General features: G+C 61.6%; 13 protein-coding genes. 4 read left to right on the forward strand and 9 right to left on the reverse strand.

Annotated features, from left to right (window positions below; translation table 11 throughout):
- Positions 1 to 38 precede the first annotated feature (38 nt).
- Positions 39 to 2,177, forward strand: coding sequence for an acetate--CoA ligase family protein (locus BLV09_RS27025; RefSeq protein ID WP_146689576.1), 2,139 nt, complete (start codon positions 39 to 41; stop codon positions 2,175 to 2,177).
- Between the two features lie 152 nt (positions 2,178 to 2,329).
- On the opposite strand, the gene BLV09_RS27030 is transcribed toward BLV09_RS27025, so the two are convergent.
- From BLV09_RS27030 to BLV09_RS27040, 3 genes are read right to left on the reverse strand one after another with little or no spacing between them, the layout of a single operon-like run.
- The gene (locus BLV09_RS27030) at positions 2,330 to 3,136 is read right to left on the reverse strand and encodes an enoyl-CoA hydratase/isomerase family protein (RefSeq protein ID WP_100385279.1); all 807 of its coding nucleotides are present in this window, start codon (positions 3,134 to 3,136) and stop codon (positions 2,330 to 2,332) included.
- Between the two features lie 48 nt (positions 3,137 to 3,184).
- Positions 3,185 to 4,345, reverse strand: a complete 1,161-nt coding sequence (locus BLV09_RS27035) for an acyl-CoA dehydrogenase family protein (protein WP_146689577.1) — start codon at positions 4,343 to 4,345, stop codon at positions 3,185 to 3,187.
- A 26-nt stretch (positions 4,346 to 4,371) separates the two neighbouring features.
- Positions 4,372 to 5,436, reverse strand: coding sequence for an acyl-CoA dehydrogenase family protein (locus BLV09_RS27040; protein ID WP_146691316.1), 1,065 nt, complete (start codon positions 5,434 to 5,436; stop codon positions 4,372 to 4,374).
- A 275-nt stretch (positions 5,437 to 5,711) separates the two neighbouring features.
- Here BLV09_RS27040 and BLV09_RS27045 point away from each other — a divergent pair, with 275 nt between their 5' ends.
- Entirely contained in the window at positions 5,712 to 6,494 is a 783-nt protein-coding gene (locus tag BLV09_RS27045; protein ID WP_100385281.1) for an SDR family NAD(P)-dependent oxidoreductase, read from the forward strand.
- Between the two features lie 182 nt (positions 6,495 to 6,676).
- Here BLV09_RS27045 and BLV09_RS27050 read toward each other — a convergent pair whose 3' ends face one another.
- Both BLV09_RS27050 and BLV09_RS27055 read right to left on the reverse strand, forming a co-directional pair.
- Complete coding sequence (locus BLV09_RS27050; protein WP_100385282.1) at positions 6,677 to 6,955, reverse strand: GlsB/YeaQ/YmgE family stress response membrane protein; 279 nt, start codon at positions 6,953 to 6,955, stop codon at positions 6,677 to 6,679.
- Between the two features lie 60 nt (positions 6,956 to 7,015).
- Entirely contained in the window at positions 7,016 to 7,579 is a 564-nt protein-coding gene (locus tag BLV09_RS27055; protein WP_146689578.1) for a YidB family protein, read from the reverse strand.
- Between the two features lie 156 nt (positions 7,580 to 7,735).
- Between BLV09_RS27055 and BLV09_RS27060 the strand changes: the two genes are divergently transcribed.
- Complete coding sequence (locus BLV09_RS27060; protein WP_146689579.1) at positions 7,736 to 8,737, forward strand: 2-dehydropantoate 2-reductase; 1,002 nt, start codon at positions 7,736 to 7,738, stop codon at positions 8,735 to 8,737.
- Between the two features lie 467 nt (positions 8,738 to 9,204).
- Here BLV09_RS27060 and BLV09_RS27070 read toward each other — a convergent pair whose 3' ends face one another.
- The 3 genes from BLV09_RS27070 to BLV09_RS27080 form a co-directional block, all read right to left on the reverse strand.
- The gene (locus BLV09_RS27070) at positions 9,205 to 9,786 is read right to left on the reverse strand and encodes a hypothetical protein (protein WP_146691318.1); all 582 of its coding nucleotides are present in this window, start codon (positions 9,784 to 9,786) and stop codon (positions 9,205 to 9,207) included.
- Positions 9,787 to 10,359: 573 nt separating this feature from the next.
- On the reverse strand, positions 10,360 to 11,754 hold the full coding sequence (locus tag BLV09_RS27075; RefSeq protein WP_146689580.1) for a TAXI family TRAP transporter solute-binding subunit: 1,395 nt from the start codon (positions 11,752 to 11,754) through the stop codon (positions 10,360 to 10,362).
- A gap of 255 nt (positions 11,755 to 12,009) precedes the next feature.
- The gene (locus BLV09_RS27080; protein WP_244548829.1) at positions 12,010 to 12,423 is read right to left on the reverse strand and encodes a hypothetical protein; all 414 of its coding nucleotides are present in this window, start codon (positions 12,421 to 12,423) and stop codon (positions 12,010 to 12,012) included.
- A 457-nt stretch (positions 12,424 to 12,880) separates the two neighbouring features.
- On the opposite strand from BLV09_RS27080, the gene BLV09_RS27085 reads away from it, so the two are divergent.
- Positions 12,881 to 16,243 (forward strand): AAA family ATPase, encoded by a 3,363-nt coding sequence (locus tag BLV09_RS27085; RefSeq protein WP_146689581.1) that lies wholly within the window; start codon positions 12,881 to 12,883, stop codon positions 16,241 to 16,243.
- A gap of 91 nt (positions 16,244 to 16,334) precedes the next feature.
- Here the strand turns inward: BLV09_RS27085 and BLV09_RS27090 are convergent, their stop codons facing one another.
- Positions 16,335 to 17,624 carry a patatin-like phospholipase family protein gene (locus BLV09_RS27090; protein WP_146689582.1) on the reverse strand — a complete coding sequence of 430 codons (1,290 nt, stop codon included), beginning with the start codon at positions 17,622 to 17,624 and terminating at the stop codon, positions 16,335 to 16,337.
- Positions 17,625 to 17,830 lie beyond the last annotated feature (206 nt).

Consider the following 17,830-nt stretch of genomic DNA (forward strand, 5'->3'; position numbering starts at 1 on the left):
CCAATTTTTCGATAACAATAACAAAAAGGATATCCGAAATGCCGTCCGCGACTGCGACCGCTAAACCCAAACATCCGCTCGACACGTTCTTCGCGCCCGACAGCATCGCGCTGATCGGCGCGTCGCGCGATCACGAAAAGATTCCGGGCCGGCTGCTGGCGTTCCTGCGCAAGAACGAATTTCCGGGCAAGATCTACCCGATCAATCCCAATTACGGCGATATCGACGGGCTGAAATGCTACAGGTCGATCTCGGAGGTCGGGCAGCCGATCGATCTCGCGATCATCATCATTCCGGCGCGCGGCGTTCTCGGCGCGCTCGAGCAATGCGCCGCTGCCGGCGTCAAGAACGCGGTGATCATCTCGTCGGGTTTTGCCGAAGAGGGCGGTGACAGCGCCGCCATGCAGGACGCCATCGTCGCGCTCGCGAAAAAGACCGGCATGCGGATCTCAGGGCCCAATGCGGAAGGCTTTTACAGCGATGTGCAACGCGTCGCCGCGACGTTCAGCCCGACCGTCGACGTCAAGCCGGGCGTACCGAAGCTGGTTGCGACCAGCCGGCGGATCGGCATTGTCGCGCAAAGCGGCGGCATCGGCTTTGCAATCTCGCACCGCGCCAAGGCTCTCGGGATCGCGCTCAGTTATGTGGTCAGCGCCGGCAACGAGGCCGATCTCGGCGCCGGCGAATTCCTCGACTACATGGTGCAGAATAGCTCGACCGATGTGATCCTGCTGTTCATCGAGGGCATCAGGGACGTCGACAAATTTCTTGCGGCTGCCCGCCGCGCCGCCGAAATCGGCAAGCCGGTCATCGTCACCAAGGTCGGCCGCTCCGGCGCCGGCGAGCGCGCGGCCGCCTCGCACACCGCGAGCATGGCCGGCTGGTCCGCGGCCTATGATGCGGTGTTCGCCAAATACGGCTTCATCATTTCCAACGATCTCGACGAGGCCGTGACCATTGCCGCGGTGCTCACGACCAATCCGCTGCCGAAGGGCGATCGCGTCGCCGTTCTCACGGTGTCGGGGGGCGCGGGTATCTGGGGCGCGGATACGGTCTCGATGCAGGGCCTGCAGGTGCCGGAGCTTTCCGAGCAGATCCAGGCCGGAATCCGCGGGCTGATTCCATCCTATGGCGCCGCGCGCAATCCGATCGACGTCACCGCGCAGGGCGTCAATACCGGCGGCTTGCAGAAGAGCATCGAACTGCTCGACACGTCGGACGAGGTCGACGCCATCCTGGTGGTGCTGTCGATGTCGAGCGAAACACGGATGCCGTTCAAGCAGGCGGAGTTGAAGCCGGTCATCGATGCGCAGAACAAGCCGATCGTGTTTTACTCCTACACGCTGCCGTCCGCCTTCGCGCGCAAGGAACTGGCGGCCTCGGGCGTCGTCGTCCTGTCGGGACTAACGCATGTCGGCGTTGCCATGCGTCAGTCGCTTCAGCGCGCCAGGTTCAAATTAGCGCCGTCTGACACTGTTGCTTCGATTCCGTTTGATATCGCTGCACATCTGCAATCGGCGAAATTGTCGGAGGCCGACAGCAAGTCGCTGCTGCGCGCTGCCGGGATTGTGTTGCCGGACGAAATGCTGGTGACGGAGAGGGAGGCGCTGGACGGCGCAATCTCGCGCATTGGCTTTCCGCTGGTCATGAAGATCCAGTCGCGCGATATCCCGCACAAGAGCGAAGTCGGCGGCGTGCGCGTCAACATCACGACCAAGGGCGATGCCTTCTCGACCTATCAGGCGCTACTGGACAACGCGCGCAAGCATCGGCCCGACGCCGCCATTCAAGGCGTCCTCGTCGGCCCGATGGCCAAGAAAGGCGTCGAGATCATTGTCGGCACCCTGCAGGACGCCACCTTCGGCCCGATGATCATGGTGGGCCTCGGCGGCATCACCACGGAACTGTTCCGCGACGTGATCTATCGGCCCGCGCCGGTCAGCGCGACCGAGGCGTCCGCGATGCTGGCCGAACTTAAGGCCGCGCCGCTGCTCAATGGCTTCAGGGGTGCTGCCAAGACCGATATCCTGGCGCTGTCGCACTTGATCTCACAGGTGTCCGCGCTCGCAGCCGGTGCCCGTGACCGGATTGCCGAAATCGAGCTCAATCCGGTGCTGGTGCATCCGGAAGCGCAGGGCGTCACGATCGTCGATGCGCTGGTGGTGCCGAAGAAGTAGTCGTGATCCCCCTCTCCCCTTGTGGGAGAGGGTGCCTGAGCGAAGCGAAGGCGGGTGAGGGGTTTGTATCCGCGGAGACGGACCCCTCACCCGGCTCGAATTTCGCTGCGCTCATTCTCGCCACCCTCTCCCACAGGGGGAGAGGGGGAAGCTCACCGCCCCTTGAAGTTGGCGACTCGGCGCTCCGCTGTGGCCTTGACGCCTTCCTTGAAGTCTTCGGTGGCGCGCAGCCGTGTCTGCTCGGCGAGCTCATGATTGGTCGCGGCCAGCACGCGATCGGCGAGGCCGGCGCGCATGGTGGCGCGGGTCGAGAGCAGGCCGAGCGGCGAGCATTCGGCGATCTCGGATGCAAGCTTCATCGCCGCGGAGCGAACCTGATCCTGCGGCACGCATTCGTTGGCGAGGCCCATGCGATAGGCTTCCTCGCCGGTGACGCGGCGGCTGGTGTAGAAAATCAGCTCCGCATTGTTCTTGCCGACCAGTTCGGGAAGCGTCGCCGTCAGCCCAAAACCTGGATGAAACCCGAGCTTGGTGAAATTGGCGGCGAAGCGCGCCTCGGGGCAGGTGACGCGGAAATCAGCCGATACCGCAAGGCCCAGCCCGCCGCCGATGGCGGCGCCGTGGACGGCGGCGACGATCGGCTTCTTGTTGCGGAAGATCCGCACGGCGTGGAGATAGAGATTGTCGATGCGGCCGAGGCTGTCGGCGGGATCGCCTCTGGCGATGCGCGCCTCCTGCTCCTGCCGGGCCGGATCGTTGAAATTGGCGCCGGCGCAGAACGCTTTGCCTTGCGCAGCGAGAACCGACGAGCGGATCTCGATATCCTTGTCGAATTCCTCCAGCGCGTCGGCGATCTGGTTGATCAGCGAGATGTCGAAGAAGTTCAGCGGCGGCCGCTGGATTTCGATGAGGCCGACGTGGCCGATTTTCTCGACGCCGATATCCGTAAACTTGCTCATGGGGTTTCCTTATTTGAATTGGGTTGGCGCGAGGGCTGAACCGTGCGCCTAGCGCAAACCGAGCCCGCGCGCGATGATGCCACGCAGCACCTCGGTGGTGCCACCTTGAATCGTGAGTTTGGGCGCCGTCTTGATCGCGAATGAAAGCTGGTTTTCCAGCGTCTCGCGATTGGTCGCCTCGGCATCGACGAAGGCGGCGAGATCGCGAACCCGGTGCGGTAATTGCTGCTCCCAGACCGTGCCGATGTCCTTGACGATGGAGGCTTCAACCACCGGCTCCTTGCCGGCCTGCAGCATGCCCGCCACCGAAACCGACATCCGCCGCATGGTGTGCAACTGCGCCACCAGCCGTCCGATGCCTTCGGCGCTGCGGGTATCCGGCTTCGGTCCGACCGCGCGAACCAGTTCGGTCAGCACGTAATAGGTTTCCAGGAACCGTTCCGGGCCACTGCGTTCATAGGCGAGTTCGCTGGTCGCCTGCTTCCAGGCGCCGTCGATTTCGCCCAGCACATGATCGTCGGGCATGAAGGCGTCGGTGAAGACCACTTCATTGAACTCGAACTGGCCGGTGATCTGGCCGATCGGGTTGACCTTGATGCCCGGGGTCTTCATGTCGACCAGGAACTGGGTCAGGCCGTGGCGGCGATTTTCCTTGGTGGATGGCGAGGTACGGAAGATCGCGATCATGTAGTCGGCGATATGCGCCGAGGAAGTCCAGATCTTGGTGCCGTTGATCAGCCAGCCGCCATCGGTCTTGGTCGCCTTGGTTTTCGCGGCGAACAGGTCGGAACCGGAATTGGGCTCGCTCATGCCGATCGCGAAGCAGACCTCGCCGCGGCAGATGCGCGGCAGGATGTCCATCTTGATGTGCTCGGGGGCGTATTTCAGCAGCACCGGGCCGCTCTGCCGGTCGGCGACGAAAAAACGCCGCGTCGGCGCGTTGGCGACGCGCATTTCCTCGGTCACCACATAGCGTTCGAGGAAGCTGCGCTCATGACCGCCATATTTCTTCGGCCAGGTCATGCCGAGCCAGCCGCGCTCGCCGACCCGGCGGGAGAACTCCGGCGCGTCGGTATCTTCGCGATTGGGCTTGTGCGGATCAAAAGTGCCGGCGGCGATCTCGTCGGCGAGGAAGGCGCGTACTTCCTTGCGTAAGCGTTCGCACTCGGGCGGCAGGCGGATCGGATCGAAACGGAGAGCTGCGGTCATTTTAAAATCTCGACTTTCTCAAAGTATCAGCGCGAGGCGACCAGCGGCCACAGCTCGTCGGCGCCGCGCGCGGCGACCAGTTTGCCGAGCTCGACCGCCCAGTAGCTCTCGGAGCCGAAATCATCGCGCCATGCCAGCGCCCGCAGCGAATAGCGATGCAGGATGTGCTCGATCGTAAAGCCGATCGCGCCGTGGACCTGATGGGCGATCGCGCTGCCTTTTTCGGCGGCCTCCGAACACCGGATCTTGGCCGAAACCGCCTCGAGAAACACCTCGTCGTCGAACGAGGTCGCGTTGGCGAGCGCATCCGCGGCCGAGGTCGCGGCCGCGAGCGCTGCCGCCGACTCGCCGGCAAGCCGCGCCAGATTGTGCTGCACCGCCTGGAATTTCGAGATCTTCTTTTCGAACGCGACGCGCTCGTTGGAGTAGCGCACGCTGATGTCGAGCATCGATTCCAGCGCGCCGGCAATCTGCAGGCTTCGCGCCACGCCGCCCATCAGCATCAGCGTGCTCTGGTCGAAGCCCTTTGGCGTGGGCTTGATGACGATCGGCGAAACCTTGTCGAACGTCACGGTGTCGCTGTTATCGCCACCAAGATTGAGGCCGGCCTCGATCCGGCATGCGGCCGCATCGACCAGCGCGATCGATGAACCGCCGGTGCCCGTTGCCAGCACGGCAATGTGCTTGGCGGCTTTCGCGAACGGCACGCCGCGGGCGCGGCCGGACAATGTGCCGTCGGCATTGAGCGTGATGCGATCTTTCGGGCTGGCGGGCGCAACCGTCATCGCGCCGTCGGGCGAGGCGATCTTGGTTTGCGCCAACAGCCATCCGGCCAGCATGGTCTCGGCGAGCGGCACGGCGACGGCGAAACGGCCGGCCGCGCTCAACACGCTAAAGCCCTCGGCCATGCTGGCGCCCGAGCCGCCGCAATCTTCCGGGACCCATGACAGCGGCAATCCGGCCTCGGTCAGCGCCCGCCATAGCGGCTCTTTCCACGCGCCTTTCTTGTCGTGATTGATGGTTTGCGCATCGGCGAGATCAGCGAATATCTTTTCCGCGGTCTCGGCGACAATGTTCTCACTCTCCGCCACAGCGTTCCTCGTTTTCAATCTGCTGCATCCTGCCCGGCGGTTGCGCCAAGCACCGGATGCGGCCGTTTCTTGCGCCGCATGATGAGGAAAAGCCACCACCATGACAAGCATTGATGTCCGCAGGGCAGCCTGCGAAGCCGGCATAAGTCTCGGTGGCAACAGCATTAATTCCGCGCAACGGAGTTTGACGGATTTGCGGGCAATCCCCCGCACGATATGGTAGACCGCGCATCGCACGCGAGCGGGATGCTCAAGATCAGATAAAGGAAATGCGGATGTCGAAGGAAGGTTTGTGCGCGATCATTACAGGTTCGGCGTCCGGCCTGGGGGCTGCGACCGCAGCCATGCTGGCCAAGGACGGCGCGCGCATCGTGGTCAATTATTCCTCCAGCCAGAAGGAAGCCGAACAGACCGCCGATCTCTGCCGCACCGCTGGCGGCGAGGTAGTCGTCGTGCAGGGCGATGTGTCCCGTGACGAGGATTGCAAGAAGATCGTCGCGGCGGCAGCGGCCTGGGGCCGCGTCGATACGCTGATCAACAATGCGGGCATCACCAAGCACATGGCGCATGAAAACCTCGACGGTCTGTCGGCGGAGGATTTTCAGCGGCTGTTCGGCGTCAACACCATCGGTCCGTTCCAGATGGTGCGGGCGGCGAGGTCTTTGCTGGAAGCGGGCGCCAAGGCGTCCGGCCGCGCATCCGCTGTCGTAAACGTGTCGTCGGTCGCCGGCATCAGCGGCATCGGTTCGTCGATCGCCTATGCCGCGAGCAAAGGCGCGCTCAACACCATCACCTATTCGCTGGCGCGGGCGCTGGCGCCCCTGATCCGCGTCAATACCGTTTGTCCCGGTTATATCGATACGCCGTGGTTCACCAAAGGCCGCGGCGTCGAGGGCGCGGCCAAGGTTCGCGACTCCGTGGTCGCGAAGGTGCCGCTCAAGCGCGCCTCAACGGCGGAAGACGTCGCGGGGCTGGTGTACTTCCTCGCCACGCCGCAATCGAGCAACATGACCGGCGAGATCGTCCGCATGGACGCCGGCGCGCATTTGATTACGTAAGATCCTTGGTTTTTTGTGTGTCATGGCCGGGCTCGTCCCGGCCATCTACGTCTTTCCTGCTGCCATACCGTCAAGACATGACGTCAAGACATGGATGCCCGGGATCGCAGACAAATTTACGCCGTCTGCTCAAGACGGACTGCTATGCCCGGGCATGACGATTGAGGTGTTCGCAACCGCTCTTACTTATTACCCGGATCGGAAATCACGTGGCTCGCCACCAGCCTGTTCCAGATGAACAGCACGATCAGCGCGCCGATTGTCGCGGTGATGAAGCCGGCGCCCTGGTTCGGCCCGTAATGGCCGATGGCCTGGCCAATGAAAGTCGCGAGAAACGCACCGACAATGCCGAGCACCGTGGTCAGGATGAAGCCGCTCGGATTGTTCGGGCCCGGCGAGACCAACCGGGCGATAATTCCCGCGACAAAGCCGACGATGATGATCCAGAGAATGCCGCTCATGGCTGTCGTCCTTTGCTGAATAGGCAGGGTCTAAACTAAGAAAGGCCGATCATACCGCTATCAAATCCGGCCCGATAGCTCGCTTTCGGTCGGCAATCGTCCGTCCGGCGTCAAATGGTTGACCACGTCCGGCAAATGCTGGCTGAGGCCCGAGAGCAGTTCGTCGCGCGACAGGCCGCTTTGCGACATCAGGCTGCTGATCTGGTCGGCACCGAGCGCGTTGGCGAGATCGCCGGGCGCAATCTGCTTGTTGGGGCCCGGGCTTACCCAGGAATTGGCGGTTTCGCCGTGGCCGCTTTGCTGGAGTTGCTTGAGCAGGTCGCCGAGGCCGCCGCTGATCACGCTTCCCGCGGCACCGCCGGCGAGCAGACCACCTAGTCCGCCGGGAATCAGACCACCAAGACCGCCCATTCCGCCACCGCTGTTCGCGCTATTGCCCGGTGCGGGGGCGGGCGCCGGAGTTGCACCGGGCTGGCCGCCGGTGAGGTGTTTGACGGCCTTCCAGGCCAACAGGCCAAGGATCGCCATGGTCATCGGCGACATTCCCCCGCCGGATTGGGCGCTCGGATTGCTCGGGCCGCGCGGACCGTTCTGCATGCCATTGAGTACGTCGAGTAAACCCATGGTTCTCTCCTGCCGTTTGCCTGCGCCCCGAGCCAAAAACATAACGGCGCGACATGACGGTTACAAGGCACGACCCACGGCGCGGGGCCGCCTTTGAGCGGCATCGTCCGGCAAAGTCTGCTATCGAAATTGCAGCGTAATTGATGGAATTCGAAAATGATCCCGGACAGACCGATCGCGGTGGCCGGCGCCGGCAGCATCGGCTGCTTTGTCGGCGGCATGCTGACGGCTGCCGGCCGCAACGTTGCGCTGCTGGCGCGTCCGCGCGTGATCGGTGAAATCGAAAGCCATGGGCTGCGGCTGACCAGCTTCGGCGGATTCGATCAAACGATCGCATCGAGCCGGCTTGCTTTGTCGGAAGATCCTTCGATTCTGGGCAATGCCGGCGTCGTGCTGGTGACAGTTAAAAGCGCCGATACCGCTGAAATCGCCGATATCATCGCAGAGCATGCGCCGGCGGACGCCGTCATCGTCAGCCTGCAGAACGGCGTCGGCAATACCGCCGCGCTGCGCCAGCGCTTGCCGGGGCGGCGCGTGCTCGCCGGAATGGTCCCGTTCAATGTGATCGCGCCCGGCGAGGGAAGATTTCATCGTGCCACTTCCGGCGACATCGTCATCGAGCAGGACGACGCAAGGACGGCGGCTGGGCTTGCTGCGCCGGGCCTTGCGATGCGCGCCACGGACAACATCGCCGGCGTTCAATGGGGCAAGCTGCTGGTCAATCTCAACAACGCACTCAATGCACTTGCCGGGCTGCCGCTGCGTCAGCAGCTTGCGCAGCGATCGTGGCGCAGGCTGTTTGCGGACCAGATGACGGAAGGGCTGGCTGCGATCAGGGCGGATGGCATCAGGCCGGTGTCGCCGACGCCGATTCCGCCGAGCTGGACGCCTTCCTTGCTGCGGCTGCCCGATGTGGTCTTTGAAACGCTGCTGGGGCGGACGATGAAGATCGATCCCGAGGCGCGCTCGTCGATGTGGGAAGATCTGCAGCGCCGCCGCCGTACCGAAATCGATTATCTGCAGGGCGTCATCGCCGAGATCGCCGACCGGCACGGCTTGCCGGTGCCGTTGTCGCGCCGCATCGTTGCGCTGATCAAGCGCGCCGAGGCCGAAGGCAAGGGCTCGCCGGGGCTGACGCCGGACCAGATCCGCCCATAGGCGGGGGACGCAAAGATAGCCCAAGGTGCGCGCTGCCTTGAAATGGTGATGATCGCAGGTGAGTTTCGATCGGATCGAATGCCTCCGCGCCGGCGGGAATGAGCCGGCATGATTGAGCCGGAACGAATGACATGAAACGATTTTGCGCAACCTCTGCCGTTGTGGTCGCTGTGATGGTTGGGCTCTCGGCTTTTTTGGCGCCGGCGAGCGCTGCGCCGCCGACGGTGACGCCATCGCCCGGATATGACGCGAGATTGCAGGAGCAGCGTGCCGCGCAAGCGAATCCCGAGCCGGCCCTATCCGTGGCTACGCCGGTTTCCCGGCACCGCATCAAGCGCGCTCATCGCAGCACGCGCTGACTCCGCTGCGGTGCCATTCCGTGCCGATCCAATTTTGTTGGCGTTCTCCTGCAGCCTTAAAGCTGCACTGTGACCGCCAAGGCGATCACGGAATGACGCAATAAACGTTCAGCCGCGTTGTTTGGCTTTGCTCGCGGAAGAACCAAACAGCGCCTTTTTCAGATCGTTGATGCTTTCCGAAAGTCGCGGCCATTCGCAGGAGAATGAATGCTCCGCGCAACCGGCGGCCTTGGCGCGCGTCTTCAAATTGGCGGCGGCAGCCTGCGGCTTGTTGGGCGCCTGCACCGGCAACGGAACTTTTTCGGTCTCGCTCTTCAGGTTGGCCTGCTGCAATTGCTGCTGCTTGGCCGCAAATGCGGCTGCGATGCTGTCGCGCCGCTGCTGGTCCAGAAACTCGGTATATTGCTGGTCGATGTGCTTCTGTTCTTCCGGCGTCGGATTTGGACCGGCGATGTCGAAGCTGCGGTTCTGCATGAAATCGTAATAGGTGTAGCCGCCGCCCGGTTTGCGGCGTCCGGCGAATTTCGCGTTGCATGCGGTAAGCGCCGCCGTCTTTTGCTCCTTGGTCGCCGCCTTCTCGGCCGCGTCGGCGCATTCCTCGAAATCGGCGGGGGTATGAGACCACCACTGGGCATGCGCGCGCGAAGGCTGCAAGACGATGCAGCCGGCGACCGAGACGAGCAGCAGCATGGACGGACGTGACGCAATCACTGACGATTTCCTACTAACGATTTTCCCAGGGTGATCTCGAAGCAATCTCGAAGGCGATTTCGGAGCCAGCTTCGTCAGACATAATTTTCGCGGATTGTCGCCATTATCCGCTGATTTGTCACCCGGGACTCGGCGTTTTTCCCCGGCGTGGGATAAGAATTTTTTTCCCTTTTGTGTGCCGGTTGAGCAACATCTGTATGCGACCGTGATGCTGTCCCATTTTGGCAATGCGTACTGTTGTACCTCGTGCGCGCAGCGCGAGTCCAAAATATGTGCAACCCGCCTATCAGGGCGCCGCTTTTTTATTCCCGGTGAGAAGAAGGCCCGGCTCAACTGTATGTCACATCTGCTCAGTCAAATTCCCTATCGGGAGATCACGCACGATTCCGTCGTCTTGCCGGAGCGCGTCCATCATCCCGGATACCGCCGCGATTCGATTCCGGCCGAGATGTTGGTTCCCGCAACCCATTGATCGGGGCGCGGTCCCGTTCAAGAAAACGCGTCAAATAAAACGGGAGCCTTTGGTTCTGAATCAGATCAGAACCAAAGGCGCTAGCCGACGCGCATACGCGGCAGATTGGCGGCGGTTGCGCCGAGCGCGGCTCGCCTGTCGACCACAGCGTTGTGAAACTGGTCGAGCACGAGGCTGTAGGCGGCGAGGTCGCCTTGCTCGATCGCGCCGTCGTCGTAACATTCGAGCGTCTCACGGACGAATTCGTCGGCCTCACATTGCAAGGCGTCCAGTTCTTCGATGGAGTTGATCTGCCGCACCAGCCCGATCGCGGCGAGCAGCTTTTCGCGATGCAGGATATTGAGCCTGCGTTCGTCACGCTTCACATAATGGCGCAACCAGGCGACGCCGGACCCGAGCACGGAAAAAAGCAAAACAGCGGCCCAGATGTAGTCGCTGTAATTATCCATGAACGTGCGTTCGTTGCCGTCGATGTAAGCCGCGGCTCCCGGGTGCGCCGGCAGCGCCGCGTCCTTGTCGGTATCCGGCTTCTCGATTTTCGCGGCACTTGGCATTTCCTTTGCGAGCGAGGGCCGGGCGGCAAAGAGCTGTCGCGTAAACGTTGCAACCGTGCCGTCGGACAAGGATTTTGGCGCAACGATCAGATGATTGACGGCGACCGTTTCAATCTTGTCGTCGGGTCGTGCCGGCGACGAGCTGAAGGCGCTGCCGGGAATTTCCTCGGATTCGTAGAGCGGATGCCGTGAGGCGATGGCTTCCGATACATCGATCGGCAGAAACACCGGCTCTCCCCTGGCGCGCGTGGTCGCGACAATGGCCTCCGAGGTGACCTTGCTGTCGAGCGGGCCGACCGTCATGAACGCATCGACGGAGGAATCGCGCACCATCTCGGCAACCTGATTGGTGTTGAATTGCGTGATCGCCACTTTTTCAGGGTCGACGCCGGATTCCTTCAAGATGACCCGGAGCAGCGTGACGTTGACCTGCGTTCTGCCGACAACAGCGACACGATGACCCGGGAGATCGTCGATCCCCTTGATCTTCGATTTCGCCTGCTTGCCGGATCCCTTGCGCGACGCTGCCCACAGCACCACGAAATTCTTGCGCAGGATGGCGACGGATTCGGTGCCGTCAGGCATTTCCTCATCGCCGCGCGCGACCGCGAGATCGGCTTTGTGGGCCCGGAGCGCGGCGATGCTGTCCAGCGGGCCGGCGGTGGTGACCAGAGAGAGCCGGATCGAGTTCCCGTCGCGGGCAAAGCTCTGCGCCAGCGCCTGAATGAGGGTCTGGTCGTCGCTGCCAGATGGTCCAACGGCAATGCGCAGGGTGGTTGGCCGCATCACCAGCAGCGCGATGCCGATCGCGGCGGCGAAAACAAGCAATCCGGCGGCCAGGACCAGAAACGGAGAACTTCGGTTTTTCCGGCCACCGCGAGACAGGTCTCCCGCGCCGGTCAAATCGTCTGAAGAGGACATGTTACTGACTAGCTGCTTACTGCCAAGCTGCTGATGACCCAAGCGGACGCTAGGATCACGATAGCACGGTTCCCGACCGCGGTCATACCAGATGCAGCTTCATGGTAACTTGATCAGGGCCGTCTAGGACCGAGAATCGCCTTGAACGCCCGTCATGTGCCGGTCTTGTCGCCTTCACTCCGGGGGCGCCCGGAAGTCCAGCACCAGCCGATACGCTCGGGGCTGCTGATCCCGGTCGAAGCTCGTGGCAGCGTGTTAGATTCCCAGTGGCGGCAGATAGCAAAAAACGTAATCGCCGTGATTGAGGAATATCAATCCATGACCCGTGGGATTGCCTTCGTCCCATTTGATCTTGTTTTTCGGAACGACGATCCTGGTGCCGATGGCGCGGTGAATTCGTCGTAGCGGTGCGTCATCGCGCGGGTCGGTAATGATCGCAACGTAATCACCGTCCGGCGTCGTCTCGAAAGAATCCGCCCAATAGGCGTCGGCTTCGCCGCAACAGGATGCCACGGGGTTGTCCGGTTGTTTTAAATCCTGATACCATTTTTTCAGTTCGGCATTGGCGGGATCGTCCCACTGGCCGAGATCACGCGCATGCATCGCCGTGCTGATGAACAGCGCGATGACAACGCCCAGAGCAAATCTCGCGACAGCGTTGGGAGCCATGTGTGCGACCAAGTGACGCGCAAGAATTGACGCCGGGTCGGCGTCAAAAGTGAGGCGTCGGTTGCGCCCTCCAGAGCGCAAGTTAACGGTTGTGGGGGCTGGGGCGTTCCTGCGCGAAGACCGCGCCGACGGCTGTCCTAAATTATCCCGATCAAACCGAAGGCCGACCTTCGAACCGTCGGCTCGAAGCCGGGTGGAAGTTGCAACGTCCGGCCCAAGTCGGTCTGTCCGAGCCGGTGTGTCCGAGCCGGTTTGTCCGTGTTGGTTTGTCCGTTGTGACGCCGCGATGATCGGGACGGGCTCCGCTTCCCGATGCTGCATGTGCCTTATTGAAACGCCGCCAAGGGCAAGCGAAACATAAAAGCTTTTGCGCTCGCTTGTGGTACGGTAACGTCCGAATGCATCTTCGCGTGCCTACCTTACGTGCCACATTTAACGCGTGAGCCATAGGTTTGTCATGGCAAGTATTGCAGAGTGGCTGGTATCGATCGGCCTGGGAGAATACGCTCAGCGCTTTGCCGAGAACGCCATTGATCTCCCGGTCGTCCGCGATCTCACGGAGCAGGATCTCAAGGATCTCGGCGTCCTGCTTGGCCATCGGCGCAAGATGCTGCGCGCGATCGCAGAACTAAATACGGGCTCTCACTCAACTCCTCAAGCCACGGTCAACTCGGTATCGCGCGATAGCGCCGAACGGCGTCAGCTGACGGTGATGTTTTGCGATCTGGTGGGCTCGTCAGCCCTTTCGGCGCGCCTTGATCCGGAAGATTTGCGCACGGTCATCGGCGCCTATCACACCTGTATCGCCGAGGTGATCGCCCGCAGCGAGGGCGTCATCGCGCGCTACATGGGAGACGGCGTGCTTGCCTATTTCGGTTATCCTCAGGCCCACGAGGATGATGCGGAGCTGGCGACGCGCGCGGGACTGGCGCTGGTCGACGCCGTGGCGAATCTCCATACCGATACTGGAGCCGCGCTACAGGTTCGCATTGGCATCGCTACCGGCATGGTGGTGGTGGGCGATTTGACCGGCGAGGGCGCGGCCAGGGAGCAGGCCGTCATTGGTGAGACGCCGAATTTGGCGGCGCGCCTGCAGACGTTCGCCAAGCCCGGTACGGTGCTGATCTCCGAGAGTACCCACCGCCTCACCGATGGGCATTTCGAATACCGTAATCTTGGCCCCGTCGCGCTCAAGGGATGGGCGGAGCCGATACCGGCCTGGCAAGTGATCGGTGCAAGCGGCGTGGAAAGCCGCTTCGAGGCGCAGCACAACAAGACCCGATTGACGCCGCTGATCGGGCGTGAAGAAGAGATCGAGCTGCTGCTGCGCCGCTGGCGGCATTGCACGCAAGGTGAAGGCTGCGTCGTGGTGCTGACCGGAGAGCCGGGCATCGGCAAGTCGCACATTGCGCTGGCGCTTCAGGAGCGGCTCCAGGCCGAGCCCCACATCGCAGTGCGCCATTTCTGCTCGGCGCACCACACCAACAGCGCGTTGTTTCCATTCATCCGCCAGCTTGAACGGGCTGCCCGGTTCGAGCGAAGCGACTCGCCGGCGGAGAAGTTCGCCAAGCTCGAGGCCGTGCTGACGCAGTCCGACGCCGACCCGAACCAGGTGGTGCCGCCTCTGGCCGGCCTGCTGTCGCTGCCAATCAGTGATCGCTACCGCGTGCCCGAGCTCAATCCGCAGAAGCGCAAGGACATGACATTGGCGGCGCTCCTGGCTCAGCTCACTGGCCTGGCGGCGCGGCAACCTGTGTTCGTCCTCTTTGAGGATATCCATTGGGCCGATCCGACCTCGCTGGAGCTGCTCACGGTTACACTGGAGCGGTTGTCGCGGCTTAGGGTGCTGCTGCTCATCACCGCCAGGCCGGAGTTCACGCAGCCCTGGCCGGGCCATGCGCATGTGACGACGGTCTCGCTCACGCGGCTGAGCCGGCGCAACGGAGCCGCGTTGATCGAGCGCGTCACGGCCGGCAAGACGCTCCCCGTGGAGGTGAGGGACCAAATCCTCGCCCGTACCGATGGCGTGCCTTTGTTTGTCGAGGAACTGACCAAGACGGTGCTCGAAACCGGGCTGCTACAGGAGCGCGACGATCAGTACGTGCTCAACCGTCCGCTGCCGTCGATGGCCATACCAACGACATTGCACGCATCGCTGATGGCAAGGCTCGACCGATTGGCGCCGGTCCGGGAGGTTGCTCAGATCGGCGCTGTGGTCGGTCGCGAGTTCTCCTACGAATTGCTCAGTACCGTAGCCGGATTGCCCGGAGAGAAACTTGAGGAAGCGCTGGCCCAATTGGTCCGGTCGGAGTTGATATTCTGCCGGGGCGAGGTGCCACAGGCGATCTATAGCTTCAAGCATGCGCTTGTGCGGGACGCGGCGTATTCGGGGCTGCTGAAGAGCCGTCGCGCCACGCTGCATGCCACGATCGCGGATGCCTTCGAGCAACGGTTCCCGGAAATTGCGGAAGCTCAACCGGAAACCATCGCGCACCATCTCACCGAGGCCGGGCTGTTCGAAAAGGCGCAGGGATATTGGCTGCAGGCCAGCAAGAAGGCCGCCATGCGCTCCGCCAATCTCGAGGCGATCGCGCACGCGCAGCGAGGTATCGAAGCCCTGGGCAATCTGGCCGACGGCGAACGAAAGGACCGGCGGGAGCTTGATTTCCAGTTCGCTCTCGGGCCCTGCCTGATCGCGACCCAGGGGCCGGCCTCGAACAAATCGATGGCGACCTTCGCCCGCGCGCGAGAATTGTGCGAGCGTCTCGGAGACCCGCCCGAGCAACTCCAGGTCATGTTCTGGTTGACCACCGCGAGCGTCATTCGCGGCGAGTTGCCGCTGGCCCAGGAAACCATCGCTTCCCTGCTTCATCTCGCCGAGGCGCGCGGCGATCGACCGGCGTTGCTTAACGCGATGCGCGGGCAGGCCATGATTCGTCTTTTCATGGGACGTCTCACCGCTGCCCGCGAGGTGATCGAACGGGCTGTCGAGGCGTTCGACGCAAGCAGCGAGGAAGATAGGTTGGCGGCGCATGCTGCCGGCCAGGATGCGGGAGTGGCCAACCTCGCCCTGATGTCCTGGACCCTGTGGCTACTCGGCGACGCCGATACGGCGATCACACGGATGGCTGCCGCCATTCAGCGCGCCGACGCCATCAGCCACCCGCATTCGCAGGCCTATGCCTGTTATTATGCGTCTGTTCTTCACGCGCTTCGCGGCGAGCTGTCGACGGCGCAAGGCTACGCCGAACGCTGTCTGACCTTGTCGGAGGAACACGGATTCCGGCAATGGCACGGGCTGGCGCAGGCCATCCGGGGCATATGCGCGACCATGCTTGACCCTTCATCGCACGCCCTCGAGGAAATCCGGGGCGGGTTGAATGAATACCGCGGCGCCGGTTATCAGCTCGGCATTACGGCGCAGTATGTGCTCTTGTGTCCGGCCTTGTTGCTGGAGCACAAATACGAGGCGGCGCTGGAGCTGATCGAGCAGGGCCTCGCTATAACCAGCCGCAACAGCGAACGGATATTCGAGGCCGAACTGTATCGACTGAAGGCGCGCGCGCTGCTCGTCCGCTGCGCCCCGGACGCCAGGACCGAGGCGCAGTCACTGCTCGACCAGGCGTTGACCACGGCAAGAAGCCAGCACGCTAAAGCCCTCGAGCTTCGCGTTGCAACCGACCTCGCCGCGCTGTGGAGCAATCAGGGCAGGCGCGAGGAGGCGATCGACATTCTCGAACCGATCTACGCCTGGTTCACCGAAGGCCGGGATACGCAGGATCTCAAGCAGGCGAAGGCTTTGCTCGAACAGTTGCGGTAAATAGATTACAGCGACGCCAAATCGGGCCCGCTAAGCCCAGCTTAAGCCTTCTTCACCTCGGCGTTGCTTCCGCCGCTCCGACTCTGGATTCTTATTTAGCCGTGGAGCTTTGATCTCTGAGATATTTATCTTTCATCCTTTGCCAGTTCGGATCTTCTTCGGGATTTTCATTGATAAAATGTGGCCCCTTATGAGGTTTGGCTTTCTGCGCCTTGAGATGTTCCTGATATGCCGCGATCGCTTGTTGCGCGGCAGCTTTCCCCAGCTTTCGCCCCTCATTCAGGTTGCCGTGATTCCAGTTGAAATTGATGTGACCCGGCACGTGAATCTCGACGACTGTGCCTGCCCACTTGTGGGGAGTGTCACACTTGACATGGTATTTGAACAGCTTGACATCGTCCTCGCCGACGGTCGCCGCAAACAACTGGCAGAGATTTGCCAGGGCATCATGAAGGTTTTCTGGTTTGCGTATTTGCTTCGAATCGACGATCCGGCTCACCCAAATTTCATCCAGATCGGGGTGCTCCTCGAGCAAGCTCTCGAAGTTGACCGTGTCGACCAAAGCCCCTTCGCAGTAGGTATCGTCCCCGATCTTTACGGTACCCTCGACGAAGGGCAAAGCCGAACACGCACACAACGTGCTTGCGTTAATGTCCCCCTGGTAAAATTTGCTTTGCATTGGCTTGTTGGAGAAAAACGCGAGTTCCTGCTTGTCGAGATTCCAGGCGTTATGAAAGATGGATGGCCTCGTTTCGCCTTCCTTGTTCTCGAACAGGTATTCGAAATCTATTTCTTTCATAAACTCGCTATTCGGATAATTGATCCTGGACAGACCCTTGACATCGGACAGATACATCATCGACGTGAGAAAACGGACAAAGGGATTGGGCGCCATAACCTGATTGAGGATCCATCCATTGATGTCTCCTTCGTCCAATTTCCGGAACTTCTTGCCGCGGCCAGGTATGTGATCGGACAAGATCGCCATGGATTCCTGGAAGGAATCCATCATTTTGTACGGCTGCCACCGGAAATCTTTGTAATTATCAGGCTCGGTAACGAAGTCATTGAACGCGTCGATGTTGCTGCGCCAATCCGTTCCGAATACCTTGTTGATGGGAAAGCGCTCATAACCTTCGTCGTCCCGAAACACGCCGTCCTTGAAGAACTGATACGTTCGTTCGGCTTTATTTCTAACTTTCTTATCGTCCCATTGATTATAAACGATCCCGACCCACGCCCCGATGCAGGATAATGACCACACATCAAACTTGATGTCGCGATGGGACTGCAGAGCTTCCAGAACGCCGATATGCAGCCCTGCTGCCGGCCCACCACCGCCGAGCGTAATTGCTCTTTTGATCGGTTTTTGATCTGCCATTGGAATGCCCCTTTACATGATTTTGTGTTGAATATGCTCCAATCAAGTTTTGAATTCTGCGAAGGGCGATAGACTAGTTTTTTCCAGGGCGATTGGAAAGCGCTCGCCGTGTGCGCTTAGGTTGCGTGGCTCTCGTCATAAATTAATACGACAGCAGCGTTGACACTGATTCCGCTCGCTCTCATCGTGATGACGATAGACGGTTT

Origin of the sequence: Bradyrhizobium canariense (assembly GCF_900105125.1) — a bacterium.
Taxonomy (GTDB): domain Bacteria; phylum Pseudomonadota; class Alphaproteobacteria; order Rhizobiales; family Xanthobacteraceae; genus Bradyrhizobium; species Bradyrhizobium canariense_A.